This window comes from Inhella crocodyli (assembly GCF_004004565.1).
In the GTDB taxonomy this organism is placed as follows: Bacteria; Pseudomonadota; Gammaproteobacteria; order Burkholderiales; family Burkholderiaceae_C; genus Inhella; species Inhella crocodyli.
In genome coordinates, this window is the sequence record NZ_SACM01000001.1 from 1097990 (window position 1) to 1120564 (window position 22575).

Genomic DNA, 22575 nt, shown 5'->3' on the forward strand with positions numbered 1-22575 from the left:
GGGGGCGCGCTTCAAGGTGGAGGTCGTAGTCCGCGGTGTCATAACCGTCGTGCCTTTCTCGCTCTTGTGAAAGTCGGTCGAGGCCGCGATTCTAAAGCGGCAAGGCCTGCACGCTGCTTTGGGCGCTCAAGCGGGCAAAGTCGTCGGCCAGGCGCTGGCTCTCGGCCACCGCCGCACGCCAGCGTCGCTGGCGCTCGTCCACCCCGAGGTCGGTGAAGTCGCTGCGGTCGGGCAGCTTGCCGCCCGGCAGGCGGCGCACCCAGTCGGGGTTGGGCACCAGCAGCACGAGGTTGTCGAGGAAGGCGCTGGGGCGGTGCCGGCGCTTCCAGGCCTTGTCGAGCCAACCGGGCACGACCTGCGGCTGGAAATGCGGGTAGAGCACCAGCGGCGATGCGCTGTGCTGCAGTGGGCGGTAGTCCCAGTGCAGGTGGTAGTCGGTGATGCCACCGTCCCAGTACACGCCGGCCGGTGCGCCCGGCAGGTTGCTTTGCGCCTGAAGCCAAAAGGGGATGGAGCAACTGGCCAGCAGCGAAGGCAACAGGTTGGCCTCGCTCAGGTCGACCCGCTGGGTGCGGAAGTCCCGCCAGTCCACGCCCAGCGGCGTTCGGCCATCGGAGAACACCACGCGCTCGAGCCAAGCCCCCAGCCAGGGCCGGTGCAGGGCGTTGGCGGCGAAGGCCCCCAGGTAGCCCAGGGGTGTGCGCCATCGCCCCTCGCGCTGAAGCAGCCGGGAGCGCCCGCGCGAAGTGACCACGTGCAGGCGCCAGCGTGGGTGCTGCAGCAGGGCCGCCTCCTGGCCGCCAAAAAAGTCGGCCAGCGTGCGGGCGAACTTGGCGCTGACACCGGCCGCGCTGGGGCGCTTGCGCCCAGGCTCGGGGTCGTAGCGCTGGCCCACGTAGGCCTCGGCCATGGCGCGAAAGTGGGCGTCGGCGTTGCCAGGCAGGCAGGCCGTGGCCATGCGCCAGGCCCCGATGCTGGCCCCCAGCAGGTGCACGGGCTGATCGCTCTGCGGCAGCCAATGCGCAAACAGGTGGCAGTCGAGCCCGTTGAGGATCAAGCCTTTGGGGCCGCCGGCCGCCGCGGGGATGGCCGCGATGTCGCTGGGCTGCAGGCCACGCTCGGCCAGGCGCGCACGCGCCGCCGGGCCCGCAAACACCTGCAGCGCCGGGTCCATCAGAACTTGTGTTCCCAGTTCACCGACCACCAGGGTGAGCCCTGGCGAACGCTGCGGCTGAAGTCGCCATTGGCGAAGGCCGTCGTGCTTCGGTTGGCCGGCTGGGCCACGCCGTTGACGCTGACACGCAGGGTGTCGACCTTGCTCACGTTCCACATGGCAAAGGCGTCGATGCCGCGCGCTTGGCCGGTGGTCAAGCGCTGCAACTCGGTCTGCTGCACCTCGTACTCGGGCGTGACGTTGACGCTGACACCCAGGCTCACGGGCGCGGACTTCATGCGGTAGTCCGCACCCAGGTTGAGCGACCAAGGCTGCTGCTGCTCCAGCCGGTTGTCGGGCCCGGGCACGTCCTTCACCTTGGAGGAATAGACGCTGAGCGCCGCGCGCAGGTTCAGGGCCAAGGTGGGCTCGAACAGGCTGGGCATCAACTCGCCCGCGCGGCCCTTGACCTCGAACTCCATGCCGGTGGTGCTGGCCCGGCTGAGGTTGATGGGCATGGCCACCCAACGCGGCGCGCTGGCCCAAGACACGTTCTGCAGGGACAGGCCGCTGCGGATCAGGCCCGTGATGCGGCGGTGGAACACGCTGGCCGACACCATGCCGCCGCCGCTCAGGTAGGTTTCCCAGGCGATGTCCAGGCCCGTGGCGAGCTCGGGCTTCAGGTTGGGGTTGCCGACGCGATCCGGGGCCGTGGTCGTGTTCGTGCCGGTGGTCGGGTAGTCGGTGTTGATCGTCGGGCGCGCGATCAGCTGCTGCACGTCGGGCGCCTTGTAGCTGCGCGTGAGGCTGGCGCGGATCAGGTCGCGGCCTTTGGGGTCGAACTTGTAGTTCAGGTGCAGCAAGGGCGTGAGCACGTTGCTGCTGCTGGTGAAGCTGCTGCCCGTGCCCTCGCTTTGCACGCGGATGCGCTCGTTGCGCAGGCCCAAGTAGGCCGACCACTGCTTGTTGATCTCCCACTCGTCCTGCACGTAGGCGGCCGTGCGGGTGATGGTGGCATCGAAGGGTTGGCCCTCAAAGCCGGGCAGCAAGTCCACGCCGTTCTGCACGGTGCGGCGCTGCTCGTCGCGGGTGCGGCGTTCCAGCTCCACGCCGGTGGTGATGGTGTGGTCTTCGCCCCAATACTGGCTGTACTTGCCCGTGAGGCTGACGTTGCCGTTGCGCCCCTCGCCCGTGGTGCGGCGGTTCAAGGCCCCGGCTTGGTAATCGAAGTCGAAGTCGGCCCCGCCGCGCCCGGCCTGGGCACGCAGTTCGACCTTGCGGTCTTCGTCGAAGCGGTTGTTGTACTGCAGGCTCAAGCGCGAGGCACTGAAGGTGCCCTGGTTGCGCGTGCGCTCGATGAAGGCGCGATCGGCCGCGGCCGGGTCGACCACGTCTTCGGTGACCGCCGCATCGCCTCGGTTGCGGAAGTGGTTGCTGACGAAGAAGCCTTGCAGGGTCAGGGTCTCGTCGTCGCCCAGCTTCCAGCTCACGCGCGGGCTGACGTTGAAGCCACGGCCGAAGGGGATGTCTTCGCCCTCGCTGACGCGCCGGCGCGTGCCCTGCGGCAAGGTCTGCGAGGGCGTGAATCGCTCGCTGGCCGTGTCGGCCTGCAAGCGCCATTGGTAGAAGGAAATGGGCAGCACCAGGCCGATGCCGCCCTTGCGGTCGCCATAGGTGAAGCCGCCGTTCACCACCGGGCGCTCGGCGTTGTAAGCCAGGCCCAGGCGGAGGTCCTTTTGCACGACGCGCGGGGCATCTTTCAGGATGATGTTCAGCGTGCCGGCGATGGCCTGGGCGCTTTGATCGGCCGTCGGGGCCTTGGTGACCTCCAGGCGCTCGACCTGAGCGGGGTTGAGGTTGTCCAGGCTGAACCCGGGGGGGGCCGGTTCACCGTTGACGAGGATCTGCGTGTAGGCACCGCCCAGGCCGCGCATGCGCAGCTGGCCGCCCGAGACGTTGATGCCCGGCAGGCGCTTGAGCACGTCGCTGAGCTGGGTGTCGCCGTACTTGTCGAGGTCGTCGCGGCCGTAGATCTGCTTGGCCACGGGCTGGCGGCGGCGCAGTTCGGTTTCGGTGGCCTGACGGCCACGCACTTCGACGCGCTCGAGCGACTGCGGCTGCGCCTGGCGGTCTTCGGCCACCTCTTGCTGGGCAAAGGCGGGCAAGGCCAGCGCCAAGGCGGCGGCAAGGGTGGTGGTTTTGAACATCATGGGTCAGCGTTTCGTTTGGGCCTTGGCGAAGGCGGCGGCCAGAGCATTGCCCACGGGCGCGTTGTTGGCGTTCGTCATGCCGACCGTGCGAGAAGACACCCCGCGCTGCGGCGCGGCGCCCGGCTGGCGCTTTTCCACCGGGGCGTCCATCTTCATGCTCAGCGAAATGCGCTGGCGCTGCAGGTCGACCTCGAGCACCTTGACGCGCACGATGTCGCCCGTCTTGACCACCTCGCGGGCGTCGTTGACGAACTTGTTGCTCAGCTGGCTGACGTGGATGAGGCCGTCTTGGTGCACGCCCAAATCCACGAAAGCACCGAACTGCGCCACGTTGCTGACGGTGCCTTCCAGCACCATGCCGGGCTGCAGGTCCTTGAGGTCTTCGACGCCGTCGTTGAAGCGGGCCACCTTGAAGTCAGGGCGCGGGTCGCGGCCGGGCTTCTCCAATTCGGTGAGCACGTCCCTGACGGTGATGGCGCCAAAGCGTTCGTCGGCCAGGGCCTCGGGCTTGAGGCGGCGCAGCACGTCGCTGCGGCCCATGACCTCGGTGATCGGCGCCTTGAGCTGCTGCAGCAGCTTCTCCACCACCGGGTAGGTCTCGGGGTGGACGCCGCTCAGGTCCAGCGGGTTGTCGCCGTCGCGGATGCGCAAGAAGCCGGCGGCCAGCTCGAAGGTCTTGGGGCCCAGGCCCGTGACCTTGAGCAACTCCTGCCGGTTGCGGAACGGGCCGTGCGCGTCGCGGTGGCGCACGATGGCGCCGGCCAGGCCTTGGGTCAGGCCCGAAACGCGCGCCAGCAGCGAGGGACTGGCCGTGTTCAGGTCCACGCCCACGCCGTTCACGCAGTCCTCCACCACGGCGTCCAGGCTGCGCGCCAGTTCGCTTTGGTTGACGTCGTGCTGGTACTGGCCCACGCCGATGCTCTTGGGGTCGATCTTCACCAGCTCGGCCAGTGGGTCCTGCAGGCGGCGGGCGATGGACACGGCGCCGCGCAAGCTCACGTCCAGGTGGGGCAGTTCTTTGCTGGCGGCCTCGCTGGCGGAATAGACCGAGGCCCCGGCCTCGCTGACCACCACCTTCTGGATGGCGACGCCGGGCGCCAGCTGTTGCAGGCGCTTGATGAGGTCGGCGGCCAGCTTGTCGGTTTCGCGGCTGGCCGTGCCGTTGCCGATGGCGATCAGGTTCACCCCGTGCGTGGCGCACAGCTTGGCCAGGGTGTGCAGGCTGCCTTCCCAATCGCGGCGCGGCTCGTGGGGGTAGACGGTCGTGGTGTCCAGCACCTGGCTGGTCTCGCCCACCACGGCGACCTTCACGCCGGTGCGGATGCCGGGGTCCAGGCCCATCACCACCTTGCGCCCGGCCGGTGCGGCCAGCAGCAGGTCGCGCAGGTTTTCGGCGAAGACCTTGATGGCCGTGGCCTCGGCGGCCTCGCGCAGGCGGTTGAACAGGTCGCGCTCCAGGCTCATGCTGAGCTTGACCTTCCAGGTCCAGGCCACGGTCTTTTTGATCAAGGCGTCGCCCGGGCGGTCCTGGTTCTTCCAGCCCAGGTGCGCAGCGATCTTCATCTCGGCCATCGTGGGCTTGCCCGGCACGGCCTCTTCGTCGAGCTTGAGCTTGGCGTCCAGGTGCCCCAGGGTGCGGCCACGGAACACGGCCAGCGCGCGGTGGCTGGGCACCTTGTGCAGGGGTTCGTCGTAGTCGAAGTAATCGCGGAACTTGGCGACCTCGGGGTCGGTCTCGTTCTGGCCGGCCACCAGCTTGCTGTCCAGCAAGCCTTCGGCCCACAGCCATTCGCGCAGCTTGCCCACCAGGGTGGCGTCCTCGGCCCAGGTCTCGCTGAGCAGGTCCCGCACGCCGTCCAGCACGGCAAAAGCATCGGCAAAGCCGGCCTCCGGATTGAGGAAGGCCGCAGCCTCGGTGGCTGGGTCGAGGCCAGGGTCGGCGAACAGCTTGTCGGCCAGGGGCTGCAAGCCGGCTTCGCGGGCGATCATGCCCTTGGTGCGGCGCTTGGGCTTGTAGGGGGCGTACAGGTCTTCCAGCACCTGCTTGGTGTCGGCCGACTCGAACGCGGCACGCAGTTCCGGCGTGAGCTTGCCCTGCTCGTCCACACTCTTGATGACGGCGGCGCGGCGGTCTTCCAGCTCGCGCAGGTAGGTCAGGCGCACTTCCAATTCGCGCAGCTGCGTGTCGTCCAGGCCGTCGGTGGCCTCTTTGCGGTAGCGGGCGATGAAGGGCACGGTGGCGCCACCGTCCAGCAGGTCCACGGCGGCCTGCACCTGCGCCGGCCGGACCTTCAGTTCGGCGGCAATCTGAGCAACGATTCGGTCCACAAACAACAAGGGCGTCTGCAACGACGCCCTGGGGAAAACGCGAGGGGGCGGATTCTGCCAAACGGCCGCGCTACGCTGGGAACCATCACCCACCCGATCGGAGCTCAGGATGTTCGATAAGAACCGCGTCATGGCCCTGTCCAAGCAAGTGATGGACGGCAGCCTTCAAGCCGAGGCGTTCTACCAAGCCTTGACCCAGGCGCTCACGGAAGAGATGGACTGCACCCGCGCCAGCCTGTGGGTGTACCCCGACCCTGAGTTGCGCGACAGCATTCAGTGCCTGCAGTTGTACGACCGCACCGACGGCGCGTGGAGCGCCGGCACGGTGCTGCGGGAAGACGACTTCGGCCCCTACTTCGAGGCCATGCGCCGCGACAACCTCATCGTGGCTGGCAAAGCGCGTCAGAACGCGGTGACGTCGTGCTTCAACGACATCTACTTCGAGCCCCTTGGCATCTATTCGCTGCTGGACGTGGGCATCAACATGTCGGGGCGGCCGTGGGGTCTGTTCTGCTGCGAGAACACCACCGACATCCTGGACTGGACGCCTCAGCACGTGGAGTACCTGCGGCAGGTGGGCACGCTGCTGGGGTTCGCGCTGAAAAAGGCACAAGGGTGAGCGCGGGCGCTCCTCTGCCCGACTTGCCCTCCCTGCCGATGGGGCGCTATCGCCACTACAAGGGCGGGCTGTACGAGGTGATCGGTGTGGCTCGGCACAGCGAGACGAGGGAGCCCTTGGTGATGTACCGCCCGCTGTACAACGACAGCGGATGGTGGGTGCGCCCCTTCGAGATGTTCACGGGCGAGGTGGAGGTGGACGGCCGTCCCACCCCCCGTTTCGCGTGGGAGCCCCCCACGGGGCCATGACCTTCAGGACGGGCGCCTCGGGGCCGAGCCTGCTAGGGTGCGCGCCGGCGTCCGCACAGGACGCCTTTTCCTTCCTCACCGAGATTCCCCCATGCTGTCATCGCGCCCCTTCCAAACCCTGTCCCTCGCCACCCTGACCCTGTCGGTGGCACTGCTCAGCGCCTGCGCCGCGCCGGCCGAAACGGCCGAGCAAAAGGCCGCCCAAGCCACGGCCAGCCAGGCCAACCGCGAGTGCGAGGCCACGACGGGCTCGAACCTGTGCCGCAAGCGCAAGGGCGCCTCGGTGGCGCCGGTCGCTTCGATCGACGGCGAAACCCTGCGCCGTGGCGGCGACGAGTTGGTGCGCGACAAGGCCAGCACCCCGGCGAACTGAGCCCTGCGCCCAGGCCGCGACGCGCCCCTCAGGGGCTGAAGAAGCCCAGGTCGCGCCGGCTGAAGTTGGCGATGTTGGGCACCACGGTGCCCAATTCGCTGTTGCTGACGCCCATCCATGTGGCCAAGGTGGCCGCCACCTGGTCCACGCTGGTGGTGGGCAACAGGCGGCCCTGGCCCACGTCGTTGGGGCCGTTGTTGGCCAGCACGGGCATGTCGCCCCAGAAGCGACGCCCCTGAACCGCCCCGCCCATCACCATGTGGTGGGCGCCCCAACCGTGGTCGCTGCCGTCGCCATTGCTGGTGAGCGTGCGGCCAAAGTCGCTGGCGGTGAAGGTGGTCACGCGGTCGGCCACGCCCAACTCCGTCATCGCGGCCTGGAAGGCGGCCATGCCCTCGGCCACCTGGGTCAGCAAGCCCGGGTGTTGCGTCAGCAAGAAGTCGTGGTTGTCGAAGCCGCCGAGGCTGACGAAGAACACCTGGCGCTGGGCCCCGAGGGCGCTGCGGCCCGCGATCAAGCGCGCGACCATTTGCAATTGCCGCCCCAGGCTGCTGCTGGTGTTGAACACCGTGGTGAACGGCAAGGCCGTGTTGCTGCCCAGGGCCGCCTTGACCTGCGCCTCGGCCGAGATCGAGCGCGCCGTGACGCGGTTCAACTCGGCCTCCAACCAGTGCGTGCGCGGCGCGGTGATGAGGTTGCGCAGCGCCGTGCTGCACGCACTGGAGCCGTAAAGGTTCGAGACCACGCCGTTGACCGGCACCGCCCCGTTGGTGCTGACCTGGTACTGCACGGCTTGCTGGCCGGTCATGAAGACCGCGTTGCCGCTGGCGTTGATGCAGGTGAAGGTGCTGGTGGCATTGCTGGACAAAAACAGGTCGCCAATGGCCCCACCCCAGCCCTTGGTCGAGCCCTCGGCACCGCTGCTCTGCCACACCGACTGCTGGTCGTTGTGGCTGAACAGCTTGGGCGGCAGCGGCACGGACTGGGCCGAGTACTGCGCCTTCGTGGTGGGCTGCACCAGGGTGCCGACGTTGAGCAGCCAGCCCAGGCGCCCGCTGTCGAACAAGGGCTTGAGCGGTGCCATCTCGGCCGCCATGGCCAGTTGGGTGCCCGCCGCCCCGCTGCCGGTCATCGCCACCCGGGGCGTGAGCGCCGTGGCGGCCAGGCTGGCGCGCGTGGCCACCAGGCCACCGGTGTCGGTGGTGCCTCCCCGCAGGGTGGCCAGGTTCGCGTGGCCGGCCGCGTCCACCGGCAGCAGCGTGCGGCCGTAGTCGTTGCCGCCGTACAGGAACAGGCACACGAGGGCCTTGTAGCCGCCGCTGGCGTCGGCCGCCGCGGCCTCGCCGATGGCGGCCAGGTTCATGGCCCAGGGGGCCGCCACGCCCGCGATGCCCAGTTGGGCCGAGCGGCGAAGGAACTCGCGGCGCTGAAGTTCGGGAAGTCGGTTGATCTTCATGGCCGGGTCACTTTTGAACGAGGTACTCGGGCGCGGCCATCACCAGCAGGATGGCGGCGCGCACGCGGTTGAGCTTGCCGGCGTCGGTGGTGGCGGCAATGCCGCCCACCGCCGTGCTCAGTTCGGCCAGGGTGATGCTGTTGATGCCCCCTGCGGCCAGGCGCAGGTTCAAGTGCGCCAAGAGGGCCGGCGCGTCGGTCGAGATGGACAACTCGTAGGCGTAGTTGGCCGCCACGTCGCCGCTGCCGATGCCGCTGGCGATCACGGTCTGCATGTAGTTCAGGTAGCCGGCCACGGTGCTTTCGTTGCACAGCTGGAACTCGGGCGCCGTGACTTGGTTGGCCGCCAGTTCGTTGCCCGGCGGCACGTAGCCCGGCCGGAAGAAGTTGAAGACCGAGGGGCTGCGCCAGGGGCTCTGGCCCAAGCGCGTGGCCGGGTCGGACGTGTCCCCAATGGGCCAGCGACCGCCCGTGCTGGTGACGCCGAACCCGCGCGCCCACTGCACGAAGCGCTGGATCGGTTCGCGCAGGCGGCCGCTGCCGTTGCCGCTGGGTGCGGCGCGGGCCTCGGCGTCCAGCAGCACGGCACGCAGCGTCGCCTTCAGGTCGCCGCGCACCCCGCTGCCGTTGTCGTTGAACACCGCGGCCACGCGGGCCACGTAGGCCGGGCTGGGGTTGCTTTGTGTGAAGCGCTGGATGAGTTGGCGGCCGATGAAGGGCCCGACGTTGGGGTGGTTGGCCAGCAGGTCCAGCGCGGCCGCCAAGGCCTGTGGCCCCGTGAGGCTGCCGCTGATCACCGTGCCCAGCACCGTCTTGTCGCCCGGCTGGTACTGCGTGGCGTTGTGCTTCATGGGCCGCGTGACCTGGGCGAAGTCGGCGGCGTCGATGCGGTCGCGCTCCCAGCCGGTGAACACGCGGGCCAACTGCGTGATGTCGGTTTGCGTGTAGGTGTCGATGGGCTTGCCGCCGCTCAGTTGCGGCGTGCCGTCGTTGTTCAGCTTCACCAGCCCGATGCTGAACAGTTGCATCACCTCGCGGGCGTAGTTTTCGTCGGGCACGCGGCCGGTGCGGGTGTCTTCCTTGCGGTTGCCCTGCATGTTCAGGTAGGTGCCCATCGCCAAGCTCAGGGTCACGTCCTGCAGCAGGTCGCGGTAGCGCCCGAAGGCGTTGCGCTCGAGCAGGTCGGCGTAGTGCGCGATGGCCAGGCCGCGCCAGTCGATGGGCAGGCCCAGCATCGAGACCACGAAGATCTCCGACAAGGCCAGGGTCATGCGCTGGCGCACCGGGTCGGGGCTGCTGATGAGCTTGCGCCAAATCGCGTTGTCGGCCCCGGCGAAGCTGAACTTGTTGTCTTCGATGGCGTAGCCGTTGGCCACCATCCACTCGTAGCGCGTGACGCCTTGCACCGGCAGCGCAAGTTGGGCGTCCAGCCACCCGGCGTAGCCTTGGGCCTTGACGGCCGCGATGTCGTCGGCCGAGGCGGCGAAGCCCGCTTGGGCCAAAAAGCGCGCGGCTTGGGCGTCGGTCGGGGGTGCCGGAGGCGGCGGCGGTGGGGGGGGCGGCGCCGGCGTCGGGCCGGGGGCGTCGCCGCCCCCGCCGCCACCGCAGGCCGCCAGCAAGGCGCTGGCGGCGGCCGCCAAGGCCACGCTGTCGAGGGCCGGCGCCGGGGGCGTCGGGGTAGGGGCCTCGGCGAGGCGCTCGGTGACCGGGGTGTCGCGCATGGCCGGACTCTAGTGGTCCGACTTTGACGCCGCCATGTGCGGCGTGTAAACGTGTGTGTAGCCCCGGTCGGGCGTGTTCAATGCAACGGCACGCCGGTCTTGCTTTGCACGAACTCGCGCGTCACCTCGGGCGCCAGCTCCACCAACTTCAGGCCTTGGGGCGTCACGTCCATCACGGCCAGGTCCGTGATGATGCGGTGCACCACGCCCACGCCGGTCAGCGGAAGGGTGCAGGCGGGCAGGATCTTCAGGTCCTCGGTGCCGTCCTTCTTGCGCGCCACGTGCTCCATCAGCACCACCACGCGGGGCACGCCGGCCACCAGGTCCATGGCGCCGCCCATGCCTTTGACCATCTTGCCGGGGATCATCCAGTTGGCCAGGTCGCCCTTCTCGCTGACCTGCATGGCGCCCAGGATGGACAGGTTGATCTTGCCGCCGCGGATCATGGCGAAGCTGTCGTGGCTGCCGAAGATGCTGCTGCCGGCGATGGTCGTCACGGTCTGCTTGCCGGCGTTGATCAGGTCGGGGTCGACCTGGTCTTCCGTCGGGAAGGGACCGATGCCCAACATGCCGTTCTCGCTTTGCAGCCAGACCTCCATGTTGGCGGGCACGTGGTTGGCCACTTGCGTGGGGATGCCGATGCCGAGGTTGACGTAGAAGCCGTCCTGCAGCTCTTGGGCGGCGCGTTGCGCCATCTGTTCTTGGGTCCAGGGCATGTCAGCCTCCGATGGGCCGCCCCGAGGCGGCTGAAGCCCCCTCGGGGGGCAGCGAATGGAATGAGCGTGGGGGCCGCATTGCAGCTCCTCAAGCCGGGCGGGTGGTGCGCTTTTCGATGCGCTTTTCAGGAGTCGGGTTGTGCACGATGCGGTGCACGTAGATGCCCGGCAGGTGGATGTCGTCGGGGGCCAGTTCGCCCACCTCCACCACCTGCTCCACCTCCACCACGCACACCTTGCCGGCCATGGCCACGGCCGGGTTGAAGTTGCGCGCCGTCAGGTTGAAGCGCAAGTTGCCGCTCTTGTCGGCAACCTGGGCCTTCACCAGGCTCAGTTCAGGGCTCAGGCTGCGCTCCATCACGTAGGTGTGACCGTCGAACTCGCGCAGCTCTTTGCCCTCGGCCACCAAGGTGCCCACGCCGGTGCGGGTGAAGAAGGCGGGAATGCCGGCGCCGCCGGCGCGCAGCTTCTCGGCCAGGGTGCCCTGGGGCGTGAACTCCAGCTCCAACTCGCCGGCCAGGTACTGGCGTTCGAACTCCTTGTTCTCGCCCACGTAGCTGGAGATCATCTTCTTGATCTGACGCGTCTCCAGCAGCTTGCCCAGCCCAAAGCCGTCCACGCCGGCGTTGTTGCTGATGGCGGTCAGGTTTTTGGCGCCGGTGTCTTTCAGCGCGTCGATCAGCGCCTCGGGGATGCCGCACAGACCGAATCCGCCCACGGCGATCAATTGACCGTCGTGGACGAGGCCGGCCAGGGCCGCAGCGGCGCTCGGGTAGAGCTTGTTCATGGGCAGTCTCTGGGTGAACGAGGCCGCCAGCTTACGTGAAATTGCCTGTAATGCTGCGGTGCAGCACTGCCCGATCTTCGGTCAAGCGGGGTGACCGCCAAACAGACAAACGCCCATGAAAAAGGCCCCGATCGCTCGGGGCCTGCCTGGGGCGCGCTTGGCATTCGCGCCCCGCCAAAAGCAAGGCCAATGCCAGAGCGAGGTTTAGCCTCGCTTCGCGACGACGGCCTTCAAACGCTCGCCGAAGGCCTTGGCCGTGGCGATGTCACCGGCCACCATTTCGCTGGTGCTGGCGTCGCTGGGCGTGGTCGTCATCAGGCCGGCGGAGCTGCCCACGTAGTTGATGCTGTCGCGCGTGGCGGCCTTGTTGTTGTTCGGCATCAGGCCCGTGCCCACCCACAGCATGCTGTGCTGCATGGCCAGGGTCATCATGTAGTGCAGGGTGCTGTGCTTGTCGCCGTTCATGGTGGCGCTGTTGGTGAAGCCGGCGGCCAGCTTGTCCTTCCAGGCCTGGCCGAACCAGGGCTTGCTGGAGGCGTCGGCGAACTTCTTGAACTGCCAGCTGGCCATGCCCATGTAGGTGGGCGAGCCAAACACGACCATCTTGGTCGCGGCGAGCTGCTCCCAGCCGCCTTCGGGCAGGTTGCCTTCGGCGTCGATGGCCAGCAAGGCGCCGCCGCTGGCTTCGGCCACGGCTTGGGCCACTTGGGCGGTGTGGCCGTAGCCGCTGTGGAACACGATGACGATGTCAGTCATGACAATCTCCGGTTGTGGGGTTGCGATGGAACTCATTGCACCCGGCCCGGCTCTCCCTGTGTCCGCATGGGCGTGAAGCCACCATTCAAAAAATTGCATCCATGACCCAGCCCCTGCGCGTGCTCAGCCTCATCCCCCCGATGACGCAGCTCAACACGCCCTACCCGTCCACCGCCTACCTGACGGGCTTCCTGCGCGCACAGGGCGTGGATGCGCACCAGGCCGACCTCGCCGTGGCCTTGGTGCTGCGCCTCTTCAGTGCCGACGGCCTGGCCACGCTGCGCGCCGCCGCCGAGGCCGCCCCGCGCACCCCGGCGCTGGATTTCCACCTGGCCGCGGCCGACCTCATCGCCCAGGTCACGCCCCGGGTCATCGCCTTCCTGCAGGGGCGCGACCCCACCCTGGCCCACCGCATCAACAGCCGCGCCTTTCTGCCCGAAGGCCCGCGCTTCGCGCCGGTGGACGTCGGCATTCCCGGCCAGGAGGACGAGCCCGACCCCCTGGGCTGGGCCTTCGGCACCCTGGGCGCGCAGGACCGCGCCCGCCACCTCGCCACCCTGTTCCTGAACGACCTGGCCGACGCCGTGCGCGATGCGCTGGACCCGCGCTTCGAGTTCGTGCGCTATGGCGAAAAGCTGGCCGCCAGCCAGCCCACCTTCGACGCCCTGGCCAACGCGCTGGCCGCGCCCGAAACCCCGCTGGACACCTGGCTGCGCGAGCTGGCCGTGGCCGAGGTGGCGCGGCTGCAGCCCACGGTGGTGCTGCTCAGCTGCCCCTTCCCCGGCAGCGTGTACGCCGCCTTTCGCATCGCCCAGGCCATCAAGGCGGCGCACCCGTCCATCACCACCGTGCTGGGCGGGGGCTACGTCAATACCGAGCTGCGCGAGCTGGCCGAGCCGCGGGTGTTCGACTTCTTCGACTTCGTCACCCTCGACGCCGGCGAGCGCGTGCTGCTCGCCCTGCTGGAGCACCTGGGGGGCAAGCGCAGCCGCCAGCGCCTGATCCGCAGCTTCGTGCGCGAAGACGGCGCGGTGAAGTACCTGAACTTCATCGGCGAGGGCGAGGTGCCCATCGACCAAACCGGCACGCCCACCTGGGACGGCCTGCCGCTCAACCAGTACCTGAGCCTGCTGGACATGCTCAACCCCATGCACCGCCTGTGGAGCGACGGGCGCTGGAACAAGCTGACCGTGGCCCAAGGCTGCTACTGGAAGAAGTGCAGCTTTTGCGACGTGGACCTGGACTACATCGGCCGCTACGAGGCGGCCAACGCCGCCGTGCTGGCCGACCGCATGGAGGCCATCGTGGCCGAGACGGGTCAGACCGGCTTTCACTTCGTGGACGAAGCCGCCCCGCCCAAGGCCCTCAAGGCCCTGGCCGACGAAATCCTGCGCCGGCGCCTGTCGGTCAGTTGGTGGGGCAACGTGCGCTTCGAGAAGACCTTCACCCCGGCCCTGGCCGAAAAGCTGGCCGAGAGCGGCTGCATCGCCATCAGCGGCGGCTTGGAGGTGGCGTCCGACCGCCTCTTGAAGCTGATGCAAAAGGGCGTGAGCGTCGACCAAGTGGCCCGCGTGACCAAGGCCTTTGCCGACCAGGGCATCTTGGTGCACGCCTACCTGATGTACGGCTTCCCCACCCAAACCGCGCAAGACACCGTGGATGCGCTGGAGTACGTGCGCCAACTCTTCGAAGAAGGCTGCCTGCACAGCGGCTTCTTCCACCGCTTCACCTGCACCGTGCACTCGCCGGTGGGCAAGCACCCCGAGCAGTTCGGGGTGCAGTTGATCCCACTGCCGGACTCCCCCTTCGCGAAGAACGACATCGGCTTCATCGACCCCACGGGCGTGGACCACGACCGCCTGGGCCTGGGGCTGAAACGCGGCCTCTACAACTTCATGCACGGCGTGGGCTTGGACTGGGACGTGCGGCGCTTCTTCGAGGAGGTGCGCGTGCCCAAGCCCACGGTCAAGCGCGGGCACATCGCGCGGGCGCTGGCGGCCGGCTCAGGCGCCCACGCGTAGCGCCTCGCGCACCGCCGCCACCTGGCGGCGGGACACGGCCAGCCACTCGTTGACCAGGGCCACGCGCACGGCCCAGCCGTCGCCCAGCGCGTCCAGGGGCATGGGCCCGCTGTCGCCATGCGCTTCGTCGCTTGGGGCATGGCGGTCAAGCTCGCGCACCGCGGCCTTGGCCACCAAGGCATTGCGGTGGATGCGCAGGAAGCGCCCTGCCAGGCGCTGCTCCCAGTCGTTCAAGCTGCCCTCCAGCGTGTGGCGGGCGGTGGCGGTGCGCACGGTCAAATACTTGAGCTCGGCCTTGAAGTACAGCACCTCGGCCAAGGGCACGCGCACCAAGCGGCCGCGCTCGACGATGGGCACGACCTCCTCGTCCTCCTGCGGCAGCGCGACCTCGGGCTGCACCTGCCCCAGCGCCTCGCGCTCCCGCTGACGCTGCGCCACGCGCACCAAGGCAGCTTGCAGGCGCTCTAGGCGCACGGGCTTGGTCAGGTAATCCAGGGCCTCCAAGTCGAAGGCCTGCAGCGCGTGCTGCGGGTGGGCGGTGACGAACACCACCCAGGGCCGCACCGGCAGCGCGCGCAGGGTGGCGGCCAGCGTCAGGCCGTCGTCGCCCGGCATTTGCACGTCCAGCAGCAGCAAGTCGCAGGCGTTGTCGCGCAACCAGGCGCGGGCCTGGCTGCTGCTGCCGGCCTCGGCCACCACGGTCACCTGCGGGTCCTTGCACTGCGCCAGCAGCGAGCGCATGCGCGCCCGGGCCAGGGGCTCGTCGTCCACCAAGAGGGCGCGCAAAGGGGGCTGGGTCAGGAGGGGCGTCATGGCGCGGTCAGAGCGGGAGCAGGATGCGAACGGTGAAGTGCGCATCGTCGCGTTCGATGCTGCAGCGCGCTGCAACATCGTGCATCAGGCGCAGCCGCTCTTGCACATTGGCCAGGGCCAGGCCGTGGCCGCCGGGGGCGCTGGCGCGCACGGTGTTGCGCACCAGCAATTCCACGGCATTGCCTTTGCGGCGCGTGCGCACCAGCACCTCGCCGCCCTCGTCGTTCGGCTCCACGCCGTAGCGCACGGCGTTTTCCACCAAGGGCTGCAGCAGCAGCACCGGCACGCGCGCTTGGCCGCAGGCGGGGTCCAGCTGCCAGTCAACGCGCAAGCGTTCGCCGAAGCGCAGGGTCTCGATGCCCAGGTAGCGCTCGGCCAGCTCGACCTCCGCGGCCAGGGTGCTGGCGTCGCTGGGGGCCGACAGCGCGGCGCGGAACAGCTCGGCCAGGTCTTCCAGCACGCGCTCGGCCTGGCTCGGGTCCAGGCGCACCAGGGCCACGGCCGTGTTCAGGGTGTTGAACAGGAAATGCGGGCGGATGCGCGCCTGCAGCTCGACTAAACGCGCCTGCATGCCCACCGGCCCTTGCGCCAGCGCGCGCAGGCGCAGGCTTTGCACCAGCCAGGCCGCGCCCAAGGCGCCGCCCAGGGCCACGGCCGCGCCACTCCAAGGGCTGGGCTCGTCCAGGGTGAGCCACAGGGCCCAAGCGCGCCAAGCCATCAGGGCGCTGCCCGCCCCCAGGATGGTCACCGCGGCCAGCTGCAGCGGGGCCCGGCAGCGCTGCAGCACGCCGCGCAGGCCGCACACCACCACGATCCAGGCCAGCACCGCGGGCACCGCCACCACGCTGGCGTCGGTGAAGCGAGCCAGCCAGTGCGCGGCCGTGCGCGACTCCAGCGCGCTGCCCAGCATCAGCGCCGCCAGCACCCCCAGCACCGCGCGCAGCACCACGCCCACGTGGCACAGGTCCAGCGTGGGCCCCGGGTGCAGCGCCGGCACGGGCGGCGGGGCTTCGGTGCCGCCCAGCAGGGTGGAGGCTTCGTGCATCAGCGAGGGTCGAGGGTGGGCATTCCTAGAATCCTAGGCTCTCCCGCTCTCTGACCGCCCTGTCGTTCTCACCATGTCCCACGACCCCCTGGCCAACAAGGCCAACGCCTGGTCCGCCCTGTTCGCCGAACCCGTGAGCGAGCTGGTGCAGCGCTACACCGCCAGCGTGGGCTTCGACCAGCGCCTGTGGGCCGCCGACATCCAAGGCAGCCTGGCCCACGCCGAGATGCTGCATGCGCAGGGCCTGATCAGCGCCCAGGACTGGGCCGACATCCAGCGCGGCATGGCGCAGATCCGCGAGGAAATCGCCAGCGGCCAGTTCGAGTGGAAGCTCGCCCTGGAAGACGTGCACCTGAACCTGGAAGCGCGCCTGACCGAGCTGGTGGGCCAAGCCGGCAAGCGCCTGCACACCGGCCGCAGCCGCAACGACCAGGTGGCCACCGACGTGCGCCTGTGGCTGCGCGGCGAGATCGACGGCCTGCTGACCCTGCTGACCCAGCTGCAAGCCGTGCTGGTGGAGCGCGCCGAGGCCAACGCCGAGGTGGTGATGCCCGGCTTCACCCACCTGCAGGTGGCGCAACCCGTCACCCTGGGCCACCACCTGCTGGCCTACGTGGAGATGTTCGCCCGCGACCACGAGCGCCTGAGCGACGTGCGCCGCCGTGTGAACCGGCTGCCGCTGGGCGCTGCCGCCTTGGCCGGCACGCCCTACCCGCTGGACCGCGAGCGCGTGGCGCGCACCCTGGGCATGGACGGCGTGTGCCAAAACAGCCTGGATGCCGTGAGCGACCGCGACTTCGCCATCGAGTTCACCGCCGCGGCCAGCCTGGCCATGGTGCACATCAGCCGCCTGAGCGAAGAGCTGGTGCTGTGGATGAGCCAGAACTTCGGCTTCGTCACCCTGCCCGACCGCTTCTGCACCGGCTCGTCGATCATGCCGCAGAAGAAAAACCCCGACGTGCCCGAGTTGGCCCGCGGCAAAACCGGCCGCGTGGTGGGCCACCTGATGGGCCTGATCACCCTCATGAAGGGCCAGCCCCTGGCCTACAACAAGGACAACCAAGAAGACAAAGAGCCGCTGTTCGACACGGTGGACACCCTGCGCGACACCCTGCGCATCTTTGTCGACATGATGGCCGGCCTGCAGGCCCGCCCCGAGAACCTGCGCGCCGCCGCGCAGCGCGGCCACGCCACCGCCACCGACCTGGCCGACTACCTGGTGCGCGAGAAGGGCATCCCCTTCCGCGACGCCCACGAAACCGTGGCCCACGCCGTGCGCTTGGCGTCCGAGCGCGGCCTGGAGCTGGCCGCCTTGTCGCTGGAAGACCTGCAGGCCATCGAGCCGCGCATCGGCGCCGACGTGTTCGGCCCCCTGTCGCTCGAAGGCTCGCTGGCCGCCCGCAAGGTGCTGGGCGGCACCGCGCCCGAGCAGGTCCGCGCCCAAGTGGCCCGCCACAAAGCCCGCCTGGCGGGCTGAGGCCGAACGGGCGGCGGCGTCACGCTGGCATGGCGCCTGCCCGCTGGATCGCCCACCTCGACATGGACGCGTTCTACGCGTCCGTTGAGCTGCTGCGCTACCCGGAGCTGAAAGGCCAGCCCGTCGTCATCGGCGGTCGGCGCGACCAAGCCCCGCGCGACACCCCGCAAGGCCGCGTCTACGCCCGGCTGAAGGACTACACCGGCCGCGGCGTCATCACCACCGCCACCTACGCCGCGCGCGCCTTCGGCGTGCGCTCGGGGCTGGGCATCATGAAGGCCGCGCAGCTCGCGCCCGAGGCCATCCTGCTGCCCGTGGACTTCCCGGCCTACCGCGCCATGTCGCGCCGCTTCAAGGCCGCCGTGGCCGAGATCGCCCCGGTCATCGAAGACCGCGGCATCGACGAGATCTACATCGACCTCAGCCAGCTCGCCGCCGCGCGCCAAGGCGCGGGGCACGACCCCCTGGCGGGCCTGCGCGAGGTGGCGCAGGACCTGAAGAACAACGTGCGCGCCGCCACGGGCCTGACCTGCTCCATCGGCCTGGCGCCCAACAAGCTGCTGGCCAAGATCGCCAGCGACTTGGACAAGCCCAACGGGCTGACCCTCATCCGCCCCGAGGACCTGACCACCCGCATCTGGCCCCTGCCGGTGCGCACCATCAACGGCATCGGCCCCAAGGCCGCCGCCAAGCTGGAAGGGCTGGGCATCGACACCATCGGCGAGCTGGCCGCGGCCGACCCCGCGTGGCTGGTCGAGCGCTTCGGCAAGGCCTACGGCGCCTGGCTGCACGACGCCGCCCACGGCCGCGACGAGCGCCCCGTGGTCACGCACAGCGAGCCCGTGTCCATCAGCCGCGAAACCACCTTCGAGCGCGACCTCGACGCCAAGCGCGACCGCGCGCAACTCAGCCGCATCCTCACTCAGTTGTGCGAGCAGCTCGCCACCGACCTGGCCCGCAAGGGCTACGCCTCACGCACCGTGGGCATCAAGCTGCGGTTCGAGGGGTTTCGCACGGTCACGCGGGATCAGACCCTGCCCGAAGGGGTGCAAACCGCCGAGGAGCTGGTGCACGCCGCAAGGCTGTGCTTGAAGCGGGTGGACTTCAATGCGCGCATGCGGCTGATTGGGGTGCGGGCGGGGAATTTGGTGAGGCCGGGTTGACAGAATGCCAAAGCCACCCGGCGCTGCCGGGCGGCTGAACATTTCAGGGAGAACTTCATGACCCGAATCGGGCGCCTCATCGGCGGCTGCGCCGCACTCGTCTTGGCGGCATCGGTCGCCTCCGCGCAGCCGGCTGCCGCCCCAACAGCGCCCCCTCTGCCGCCAGCCTCGGCCTTCTTTGCCTACCCGCAGGTGCTGGACGCGCAGCTTTCTCCCGATGGGCGGCGCCTGGCACTCAGCACCGCCGCCCGCACGGGGCGTGCGGCGCTGTACGTGTTCGACCTCCACGACAGCAACCGCATCACTCAAGCGGCCAGTTTTCGGGACACCGACATCACGCGCTTTGAGTGGGTCAACAACGAACGCCTGGTGTTCAGCGTCACTGATCTGCAGGCGGGCAGCGGGGAAAGCTACCGCGTGGCACCTGGCCTGTTCGCTGCCCGATTCGACGGCAGTGAGGTGCGTGCCTTGGTCAGCCGCCAAGGCGGGCCGAGCGTGACCAGCGGCTCGGCCCGCGCCCAAGCGCTGCCCTGGAGCCACCGCCTGCTGCACGTGCCCGCCCTTTCGGCGGACGGGCCCTCGGAAGAGGTGCTGCTGGGCGAGCACGTGTTCGATGGCAGCGACCTCCAAGCCGTTGGGCCGCTGTGGCAGAACGTCCGCACGGGGCGCACCCGCAGCGCCAAGGTGGACGCGCCCGCCAGCGGCGTGGTGGGCTGGTGGTTCAACTCGGCCGGCGAACCCTTGGTCGCGCTGGCCCTTGCCAAAGACCAGCACACCCTGTTTCACCGCAGCGCCCCGGGCGCGGAGTGGCAAGTTCTCGCACAGGCCCCGCGCGACCGGCTGCCATTCATGCCGCTGCGCGTGGAAGACAACGGGAGCCTCTACGTCACCCAAAACAGCGGTCGCGAGGGCCTTCGCGTGGTCAAGCGCTACGACTTCAGTGCCAAACGCCCGGAAGTGGAGCCCTTGGTCAGCGCACCGGGCTTCGATTTCTCGGGCCAATTGCTGCACGGCAGCGACGCTGACTCACAAGGCCGACTGGTGGGGGTGCGCTTGACGACCGACGCCGAAACGACCGTGTGGTTCGACCCCACGCTGAAGGCCCTGCAGGCCGTGGCCGATGCCGCCCTGCCCGGCCGCGTCAATCGCATCAGCTGCCGGCGTTGTGGTCACCCCGACGCCACCGTGCTGGTGCGCTCGTGGTCCGATCAGCATCCCGGTGAACTGCTGCTCTACCGCCCCGCCACGCAAAGCTGGCAGCGCGTGGCGCAGGTTCAACCCGGCATCGACCCTCAACTGAGCGCCACAGTGAAGCTCGAGCACATTGCCGCACGAGATGGCCGCTCGATACCGGTCTGGATCACCCTGCCCCCGGTGATCCCTGGCCATGCCGCGGCCCCTCGCCCCGCCGTGGTCCTGGTGCACGGCGGCCCGTGGGTGCGCGGGCACCAATGGCGCTGGGAACCCATGGCGCAGTTCTTGGCCTCGCGCGGCTACGTGGTGATCGAGCCTGAGTTCCGCGGCAGCGCGGGCTACGGCGCGGCCCACCAGCGGGCCGGCTACAAGCAGTTCGGCAAAGCCATGCAAGACGACATCGCCGACGCCCTGCAATGGGCGCAGAAGCAAGGCATTGCCAGCGAACGCGCCTGCATCGCCGGGGCCAGCTACGGCGGTTACGCCACCCTCATGGGGCTGGCGCGGCACCCCGAGCTGTACCGCTGCGGCGCCGCATGGGTCGCCCTCACCGACCTGTTGCTGTACGTCGAAGGCTCTTGGTGGGTGGACGACGACATCAGCGACTTCGGCCGGCGCGTGTCGCTCATCGAACGCGTGGGCAACCCCAAAGACGAGACCGAGCGCGCCATGCTCGTGGCCATGTCGCCCATCCACCAAGCCGAGCGCATCCAGGCCCCCGTGCTGCTGGCCTTTGGCGAGGACGACCGGCGCATTCCGCTTCAGCACGGCAAGCGCATGCGCGAAGCCCTGGAGAAGGCAGGCCGGACGCCCGAGTGGGTCGTCTACCCCGGCGAGGGCCACGGCTGGCGCCTACCCGCCAACCGGGTGGACTTTGCCGAGCGCTTGGAGCGGTTCTTGGCACCCCATTTGAAGTAGCGCCATTCAGGGGGGCAGTTTGAAACCCGCGTCTTGGCGACTGCAACGAAGAGATGACTTAGTTCGCCACAAGGACGTCCTCGGAGGCAAAAGGCAAGACTTGACCCCGATGCACCACGGCCGCGACGAACGCCCCGTGGTCACGCACAGCGAGCCCGTTTCCATCAGCCGCGAGACCACCTTCGAGCGCGACCTCGATGCCAAGCGCGACCGCGCGCAACTCAGCCGCATCCTCACCCAGTTGTGCGAGCAACTCGCCGCCGACTTGGCCCGCAAGGGCTACGCCTCGCGCACCGTGGGCATCAAGCTGCGGTTCGAGGGGTTTCGGACCGTCACACGGGACCAGACCCTGCCGGAGGCGGTGCAAAGCGCCGAGGAATTGGTCCACGCGGCGCGGCTGTGCTTGAAGCGGGTGGACTTCGATGCGCGGCTGCGGCTGATGGGGGTGCGGGCGGGGAGTTTGGTGCGGCAGGGGTAAGCGCCGCGAGTAAGTCCGAATCACGCCGCGTCAGGCGGCTCCCGTACCAGTGCGCGAGTAGTGCCGCTGCCTTCAAGCGGCTGGGGACAAAAGGCAAGACCTACCCCTCGACTTTCAGCTCCGATGCTGTAATGCATTGTGAATTGCGCGCTGCCATCAAGTCTGCGCCGCGGCCGGGTAGGTCATACCAAGAGACCTGCATCCGGAGCAAGCTTGCTACACGAGTTGCCTAAAAGGAAAAGCCCGCCTGTAGGGCGGGCTTTGTAGCGAAGCGGCCTGTTTACTTTTTGCGGAGACGAGTGAAGCCGAAACCAGCTGCGCCTAAACCTAGCAGCGCCAGCGAAGTTGGCTCCGGCACGCTTGCCGCTTCAAACCGGAAGTCGTCGATAGCGAAGGCCCCATTCACCGGACCGAAGGTGTCAATGACGATACGGTCGAAGCCGGATGTGAACTCGACACCTACAAACGAACCTCCAACGCCGTTACCAGACGTGTTGAAGGTCTCGAACCCAACCAGTGTTGCGCCTTTGTATGCGTAAACCGTCGTGTCGTCTGCATCGTTGGCCGTGATGAAGAAGCCCGCACGAACCATCAGATTGCTAAACAGCGCTTCTCCATTCGGAAAGCCAGGGACATCAAAGAAGTTCGTAGCGCTCTTGCTGGCACCGGAACCGGTCCCGGTGTCATAGGAGTAAGTGCCACTAAGGTTCACAAACTTGACACCATTACCAACATAAAACGTGTTTATAAGACCAGAGGGTGCATCGTTGAAATCAATCAACGTGGGGGAATCGAAGCCGGCTACTCCGACAGGCGCTGCCGACGCCTGAAAAGAGGTGCATAGCGCTGCGAAAGCCAAAACAAGTGTCTTGATCATTTGATGGTCCGGTTGGAAGGATCTAAGTTGCCGGATCAGCCTCATCAGCACAAACGCTGCGCTCAGGTGGAACTGCCAGCCATCAGAAAAGAATAAGCATTTTTTGTGCCAACCCAATTCATTGCTTACTAAACAAGAAGTTGTGATGACAATCAAACACACGACCGTTAACCATGTAAAGTATCTCGACAGAAGATACGGGTAACGATTGCTCGAGGTCAGG

Annotated in this window: 18 protein-coding genes and 1 pseudogene; 8 read left to right on the forward strand and 11 right to left on the reverse strand. The window is 68.4% G+C overall.

What is annotated here, in order from left to right:
* Nucleotides 1-91 precede the first annotated feature (91 nt).
* Genes EOD73_RS05070 through EOD73_RS05080 form a run of 3 tightly spaced genes read right to left on the reverse strand, consistent with a single transcriptional unit; the run spans nucleotide 92 to nucleotide 5691 of the window.
* Nucleotides 92-1174, reverse strand: coding sequence for a patatin-like phospholipase family protein (locus EOD73_RS05070; RefSeq protein WP_127681456.1), 1083 nt, complete (start codon nucleotides 1172-1174; stop codon nucleotides 92-94).
* Nucleotides 1174-3363, reverse strand: coding sequence for a TonB-dependent receptor plug domain-containing protein (locus tag EOD73_RS05075; RefSeq protein ID WP_127681458.1), 2190 nt, complete (start codon nucleotides 3361-3363; stop codon nucleotides 1174-1176). The genes EOD73_RS05070 and EOD73_RS05075 overlap by 1 nt, the downstream gene beginning before the upstream one ends.
* A 3-nt stretch (nucleotides 3364-3366) precedes the next feature.
* Entirely contained in the window at nucleotides 3367-5691 is a 2325-nt protein-coding gene (locus EOD73_RS05080) for a Tex family protein (protein WP_127682423.1), read from the reverse strand.
* Between the two features lie 109 nt (nucleotides 5692-5800).
* Between EOD73_RS05080 and EOD73_RS05085 the strand changes: the two genes are divergently transcribed.
* The 3 genes from EOD73_RS05085 to EOD73_RS05095 all read left to right on the forward strand — a co-directional run bounded on the left by EOD73_RS05085 (nucleotide 5801) and on the right by EOD73_RS05095 (nucleotide 6931).
* Nucleotides 5801-6310, forward strand: coding sequence for a GAF domain-containing protein (locus EOD73_RS05085; protein WP_127681460.1), 510 nt, complete (start codon nucleotides 5801-5803; stop codon nucleotides 6308-6310).
* 38 nt (nucleotides 6311-6348) lie between these two features.
* Nucleotides 6349-6558 (forward strand): DUF1653 domain-containing protein, encoded by a 210-nt coding sequence (locus EOD73_RS05090; RefSeq protein ID WP_205702430.1) that lies wholly within the window; start codon nucleotides 6349-6351, stop codon nucleotides 6556-6558.
* Nucleotides 6559-6649: 91 nt separating this feature from the next.
* Complete coding sequence (locus EOD73_RS05095) at nucleotides 6650-6931, forward strand: hypothetical protein (protein ID WP_127681462.1); 282 nt, start codon at nucleotides 6650-6652, stop codon at nucleotides 6929-6931.
* A 28-nt stretch (nucleotides 6932-6959) separates the two neighbouring features.
* On the opposite strand, the gene EOD73_RS05100 is transcribed toward EOD73_RS05095, so the two are convergent.
* The 5 genes from EOD73_RS05100 to EOD73_RS05120 all read right to left on the reverse strand — a co-directional run bounded on the left by EOD73_RS05100 (nucleotide 6960) and on the right by EOD73_RS05120 (nucleotide 12366).
* Nucleotides 6960-8387: a DUF1501 domain-containing protein gene (locus tag EOD73_RS05100; RefSeq protein WP_127681464.1), complete on the reverse strand. Its 1428-nt coding sequence runs from the start codon at nucleotides 8385-8387 to the stop codon at nucleotides 6960-6962.
* 7 nt (nucleotides 8388-8394) lie between these two features.
* Nucleotides 8395-10107, reverse strand: a complete 1713-nt coding sequence (locus tag EOD73_RS05105) for a DUF1800 domain-containing protein (RefSeq protein ID WP_127681466.1) — start codon at nucleotides 10105-10107, stop codon at nucleotides 8395-8397.
* A gap of 77 nt (nucleotides 10108-10184) precedes the next feature.
* Nucleotides 10185-10823, reverse strand: coding sequence for a 3-oxoacid CoA-transferase subunit B (locus EOD73_RS05110; RefSeq protein WP_127681468.1), 639 nt, complete (start codon nucleotides 10821-10823; stop codon nucleotides 10185-10187).
* Between the two features lie 88 nt (nucleotides 10824-10911).
* On the reverse strand, nucleotides 10912-11610 hold the full coding sequence (locus EOD73_RS05115) for a CoA transferase subunit A (RefSeq protein WP_127681470.1): 699 nt from the start codon (nucleotides 11608-11610) through the stop codon (nucleotides 10912-10914).
* 204 nt (nucleotides 11611-11814) lie between these two features.
* A complete protein-coding gene (locus EOD73_RS05120; RefSeq protein ID WP_127681472.1) occupies nucleotides 11815-12366 on the reverse strand; it encodes a flavodoxin family protein in 552 nt (183 codons plus the stop codon).
* 101 nt (nucleotides 12367-12467) lie between these two features.
* On the opposite strand from EOD73_RS05120, the gene EOD73_RS05125 reads away from it, so the two are divergent.
* Nucleotides 12468-14387, forward strand: a complete 1920-nt coding sequence (locus EOD73_RS05125; protein WP_127681474.1) for a B12-binding domain-containing radical SAM protein — start codon at nucleotides 12468-12470, stop codon at nucleotides 14385-14387.
* Here EOD73_RS05125 and EOD73_RS05130 read toward each other — a convergent pair.
* Entirely contained in the window at nucleotides 14370-15200 is an 831-nt protein-coding gene (locus tag EOD73_RS05130; RefSeq protein WP_127681476.1) for a LytR/AlgR family response regulator transcription factor, read from the reverse strand. The two genes, EOD73_RS05125 and EOD73_RS05130, sit on opposite strands and share 18 nt — an antisense overlap.
* 7 nt (nucleotides 15201-15207) lie before the next feature.
* Entirely contained in the window at nucleotides 15208-16245 is a 1038-nt protein-coding gene (locus tag EOD73_RS05135) for a sensor histidine kinase (RefSeq protein ID WP_240660601.1), read from the reverse strand.
* Between the two features lie 73 nt (nucleotides 16246-16318).
* On the opposite strand from EOD73_RS05135, the gene argH reads away from it, so the two are divergent.
* The 4 genes and pseudogenes from argH to EOD73_RS05155 form a co-directional block, all read left to right on the forward strand.
* Nucleotides 16319-17722 (forward strand): argininosuccinate lyase, encoded by a 1404-nt coding sequence (gene argH, locus EOD73_RS05140; RefSeq protein ID WP_127681478.1) that lies wholly within the window; start codon nucleotides 16319-16321, stop codon nucleotides 17720-17722.
* Nucleotides 17723-17751: 29 nt separating this feature from the next.
* The gene (gene dinB, locus EOD73_RS05145) at nucleotides 17752-18885 is read left to right on the forward strand and encodes a DNA polymerase IV (RefSeq protein ID WP_127681480.1); all 1134 of its coding nucleotides are present in this window, start codon (nucleotides 17752-17754) and stop codon (nucleotides 18883-18885) included.
* 57 nt (nucleotides 18886-18942) lie between these two features.
* Nucleotides 18943-20997: a S9 family peptidase gene (locus EOD73_RS05150; protein WP_127681482.1), complete on the forward strand. Its 2055-nt coding sequence runs from the start codon at nucleotides 18943-18945 to the stop codon at nucleotides 20995-20997.
* 118 nt (nucleotides 20998-21115) lie between these two features.
* Nucleotides 21116-21466, forward strand: a pseudogene (locus EOD73_RS05155) (DinB/UmuC family translesion DNA polymerase); the annotation flags it as partial.
* 289 nt (nucleotides 21467-21755) lie between these two features.
* Here EOD73_RS05155 and EOD73_RS05160 read toward each other — a convergent pair.
* Nucleotides 21756-22514, reverse strand: a complete 759-nt coding sequence (locus EOD73_RS05160; RefSeq protein WP_127681484.1) for a PEP-CTERM sorting domain-containing protein — start codon at nucleotides 22512-22514, stop codon at nucleotides 21756-21758.
* Between the last annotated feature and the right edge of the window lie 61 nt (nucleotides 22515-22575).

What these genes read in the sequence shown, in the direction of transcription:
- EOD73_RS05070 (WP_127681456.1), bottom strand. Translation starts at nt 1,174, where the DNA reads ATGGACCCGGCGCTGCAGGTGTTTGCGGGCCCGGCGGCGCGTGCGCGC.
- EOD73_RS05075 (WP_127681458.1), bottom strand. Translation starts at nt 3,363, where the DNA reads ATGATGTTCAAAACCACCACCCTTGCCGCCGCCTTGGCGCTGGCCTTG.
- EOD73_RS05085 (WP_127681460.1), top strand. Translation starts at nt 5,801, where the DNA reads ATGTTCGATAAGAACCGCGTCATGGCCCTGTCCAAGCAAGTGATGGAC.
- EOD73_RS05090 (WP_205702430.1), top strand. Translation starts at nt 6,349, where the DNA reads ATGGGGCGCTATCGCCACTACAAGGGCGGGCTGTACGAGGTGATCGGT.
- EOD73_RS05095 (WP_127681462.1), top strand. Translation starts at nt 6,650, where the DNA reads ATGCTGTCATCGCGCCCCTTCCAAACCCTGTCCCTCGCCACCCTGACC.
- EOD73_RS05100 (WP_127681464.1), bottom strand. Translation starts at nt 8,387, where the DNA reads ATGAAGATCAACCGACTTCCCGAACTTCAGCGCCGCGAGTTCCTTCGC.
- EOD73_RS05105 (WP_127681466.1), bottom strand. Translation starts at nt 10,107, where the DNA reads ATGCGCGACACCCCGGTCACCGAGCGCCTCGCCGAGGCCCCTACCCCG.
- EOD73_RS05110 (WP_127681468.1), bottom strand. Translation starts at nt 10,823, where the DNA reads ATGCCCTGGACCCAAGAACAGATGGCGCAACGCGCCGCCCAAGAGCTG.
- EOD73_RS05115 (WP_127681470.1), bottom strand. Translation starts at nt 11,610, where the DNA reads ATGAACAAGCTCTACCCGAGCGCCGCTGCGGCCCTGGCCGGCCTCGTC.
- EOD73_RS05120 (WP_127681472.1), bottom strand. Translation starts at nt 12,366, where the DNA reads ATGACTGACATCGTCATCGTGTTCCACAGCGGCTACGGCCACACCGCC.
- EOD73_RS05125 (WP_127681474.1), top strand. Translation starts at nt 12,468, where the DNA reads ATGACCCAGCCCCTGCGCGTGCTCAGCCTCATCCCCCCGATGACGCAG.
- EOD73_RS05130 (WP_127681476.1), bottom strand. Translation starts at nt 15,200, where the DNA reads ATGACGCCCCTCCTGACCCAGCCCCCTTTGCGCGCCCTCTTGGTGGAC.
- EOD73_RS05135 (WP_240660601.1), bottom strand. Translation starts at nt 16,245, where the DNA reads ATGCACGAAGCCTCCACCCTGCTGGGCGGCACCGAAGCCCCGCCGCCC.
- argH (WP_127681478.1), top strand. Translation starts at nt 16,319, where the DNA reads ATGTCCCACGACCCCCTGGCCAACAAGGCCAACGCCTGGTCCGCCCTG.
- dinB (WP_127681480.1), top strand. Translation starts at nt 17,752, where the DNA reads ATGGCGCCTGCCCGCTGGATCGCCCACCTCGACATGGACGCGTTCTAC.
- EOD73_RS05150 (WP_127681482.1), top strand. Translation starts at nt 18,943, where the DNA reads ATGACCCGAATCGGGCGCCTCATCGGCGGCTGCGCCGCACTCGTCTTG.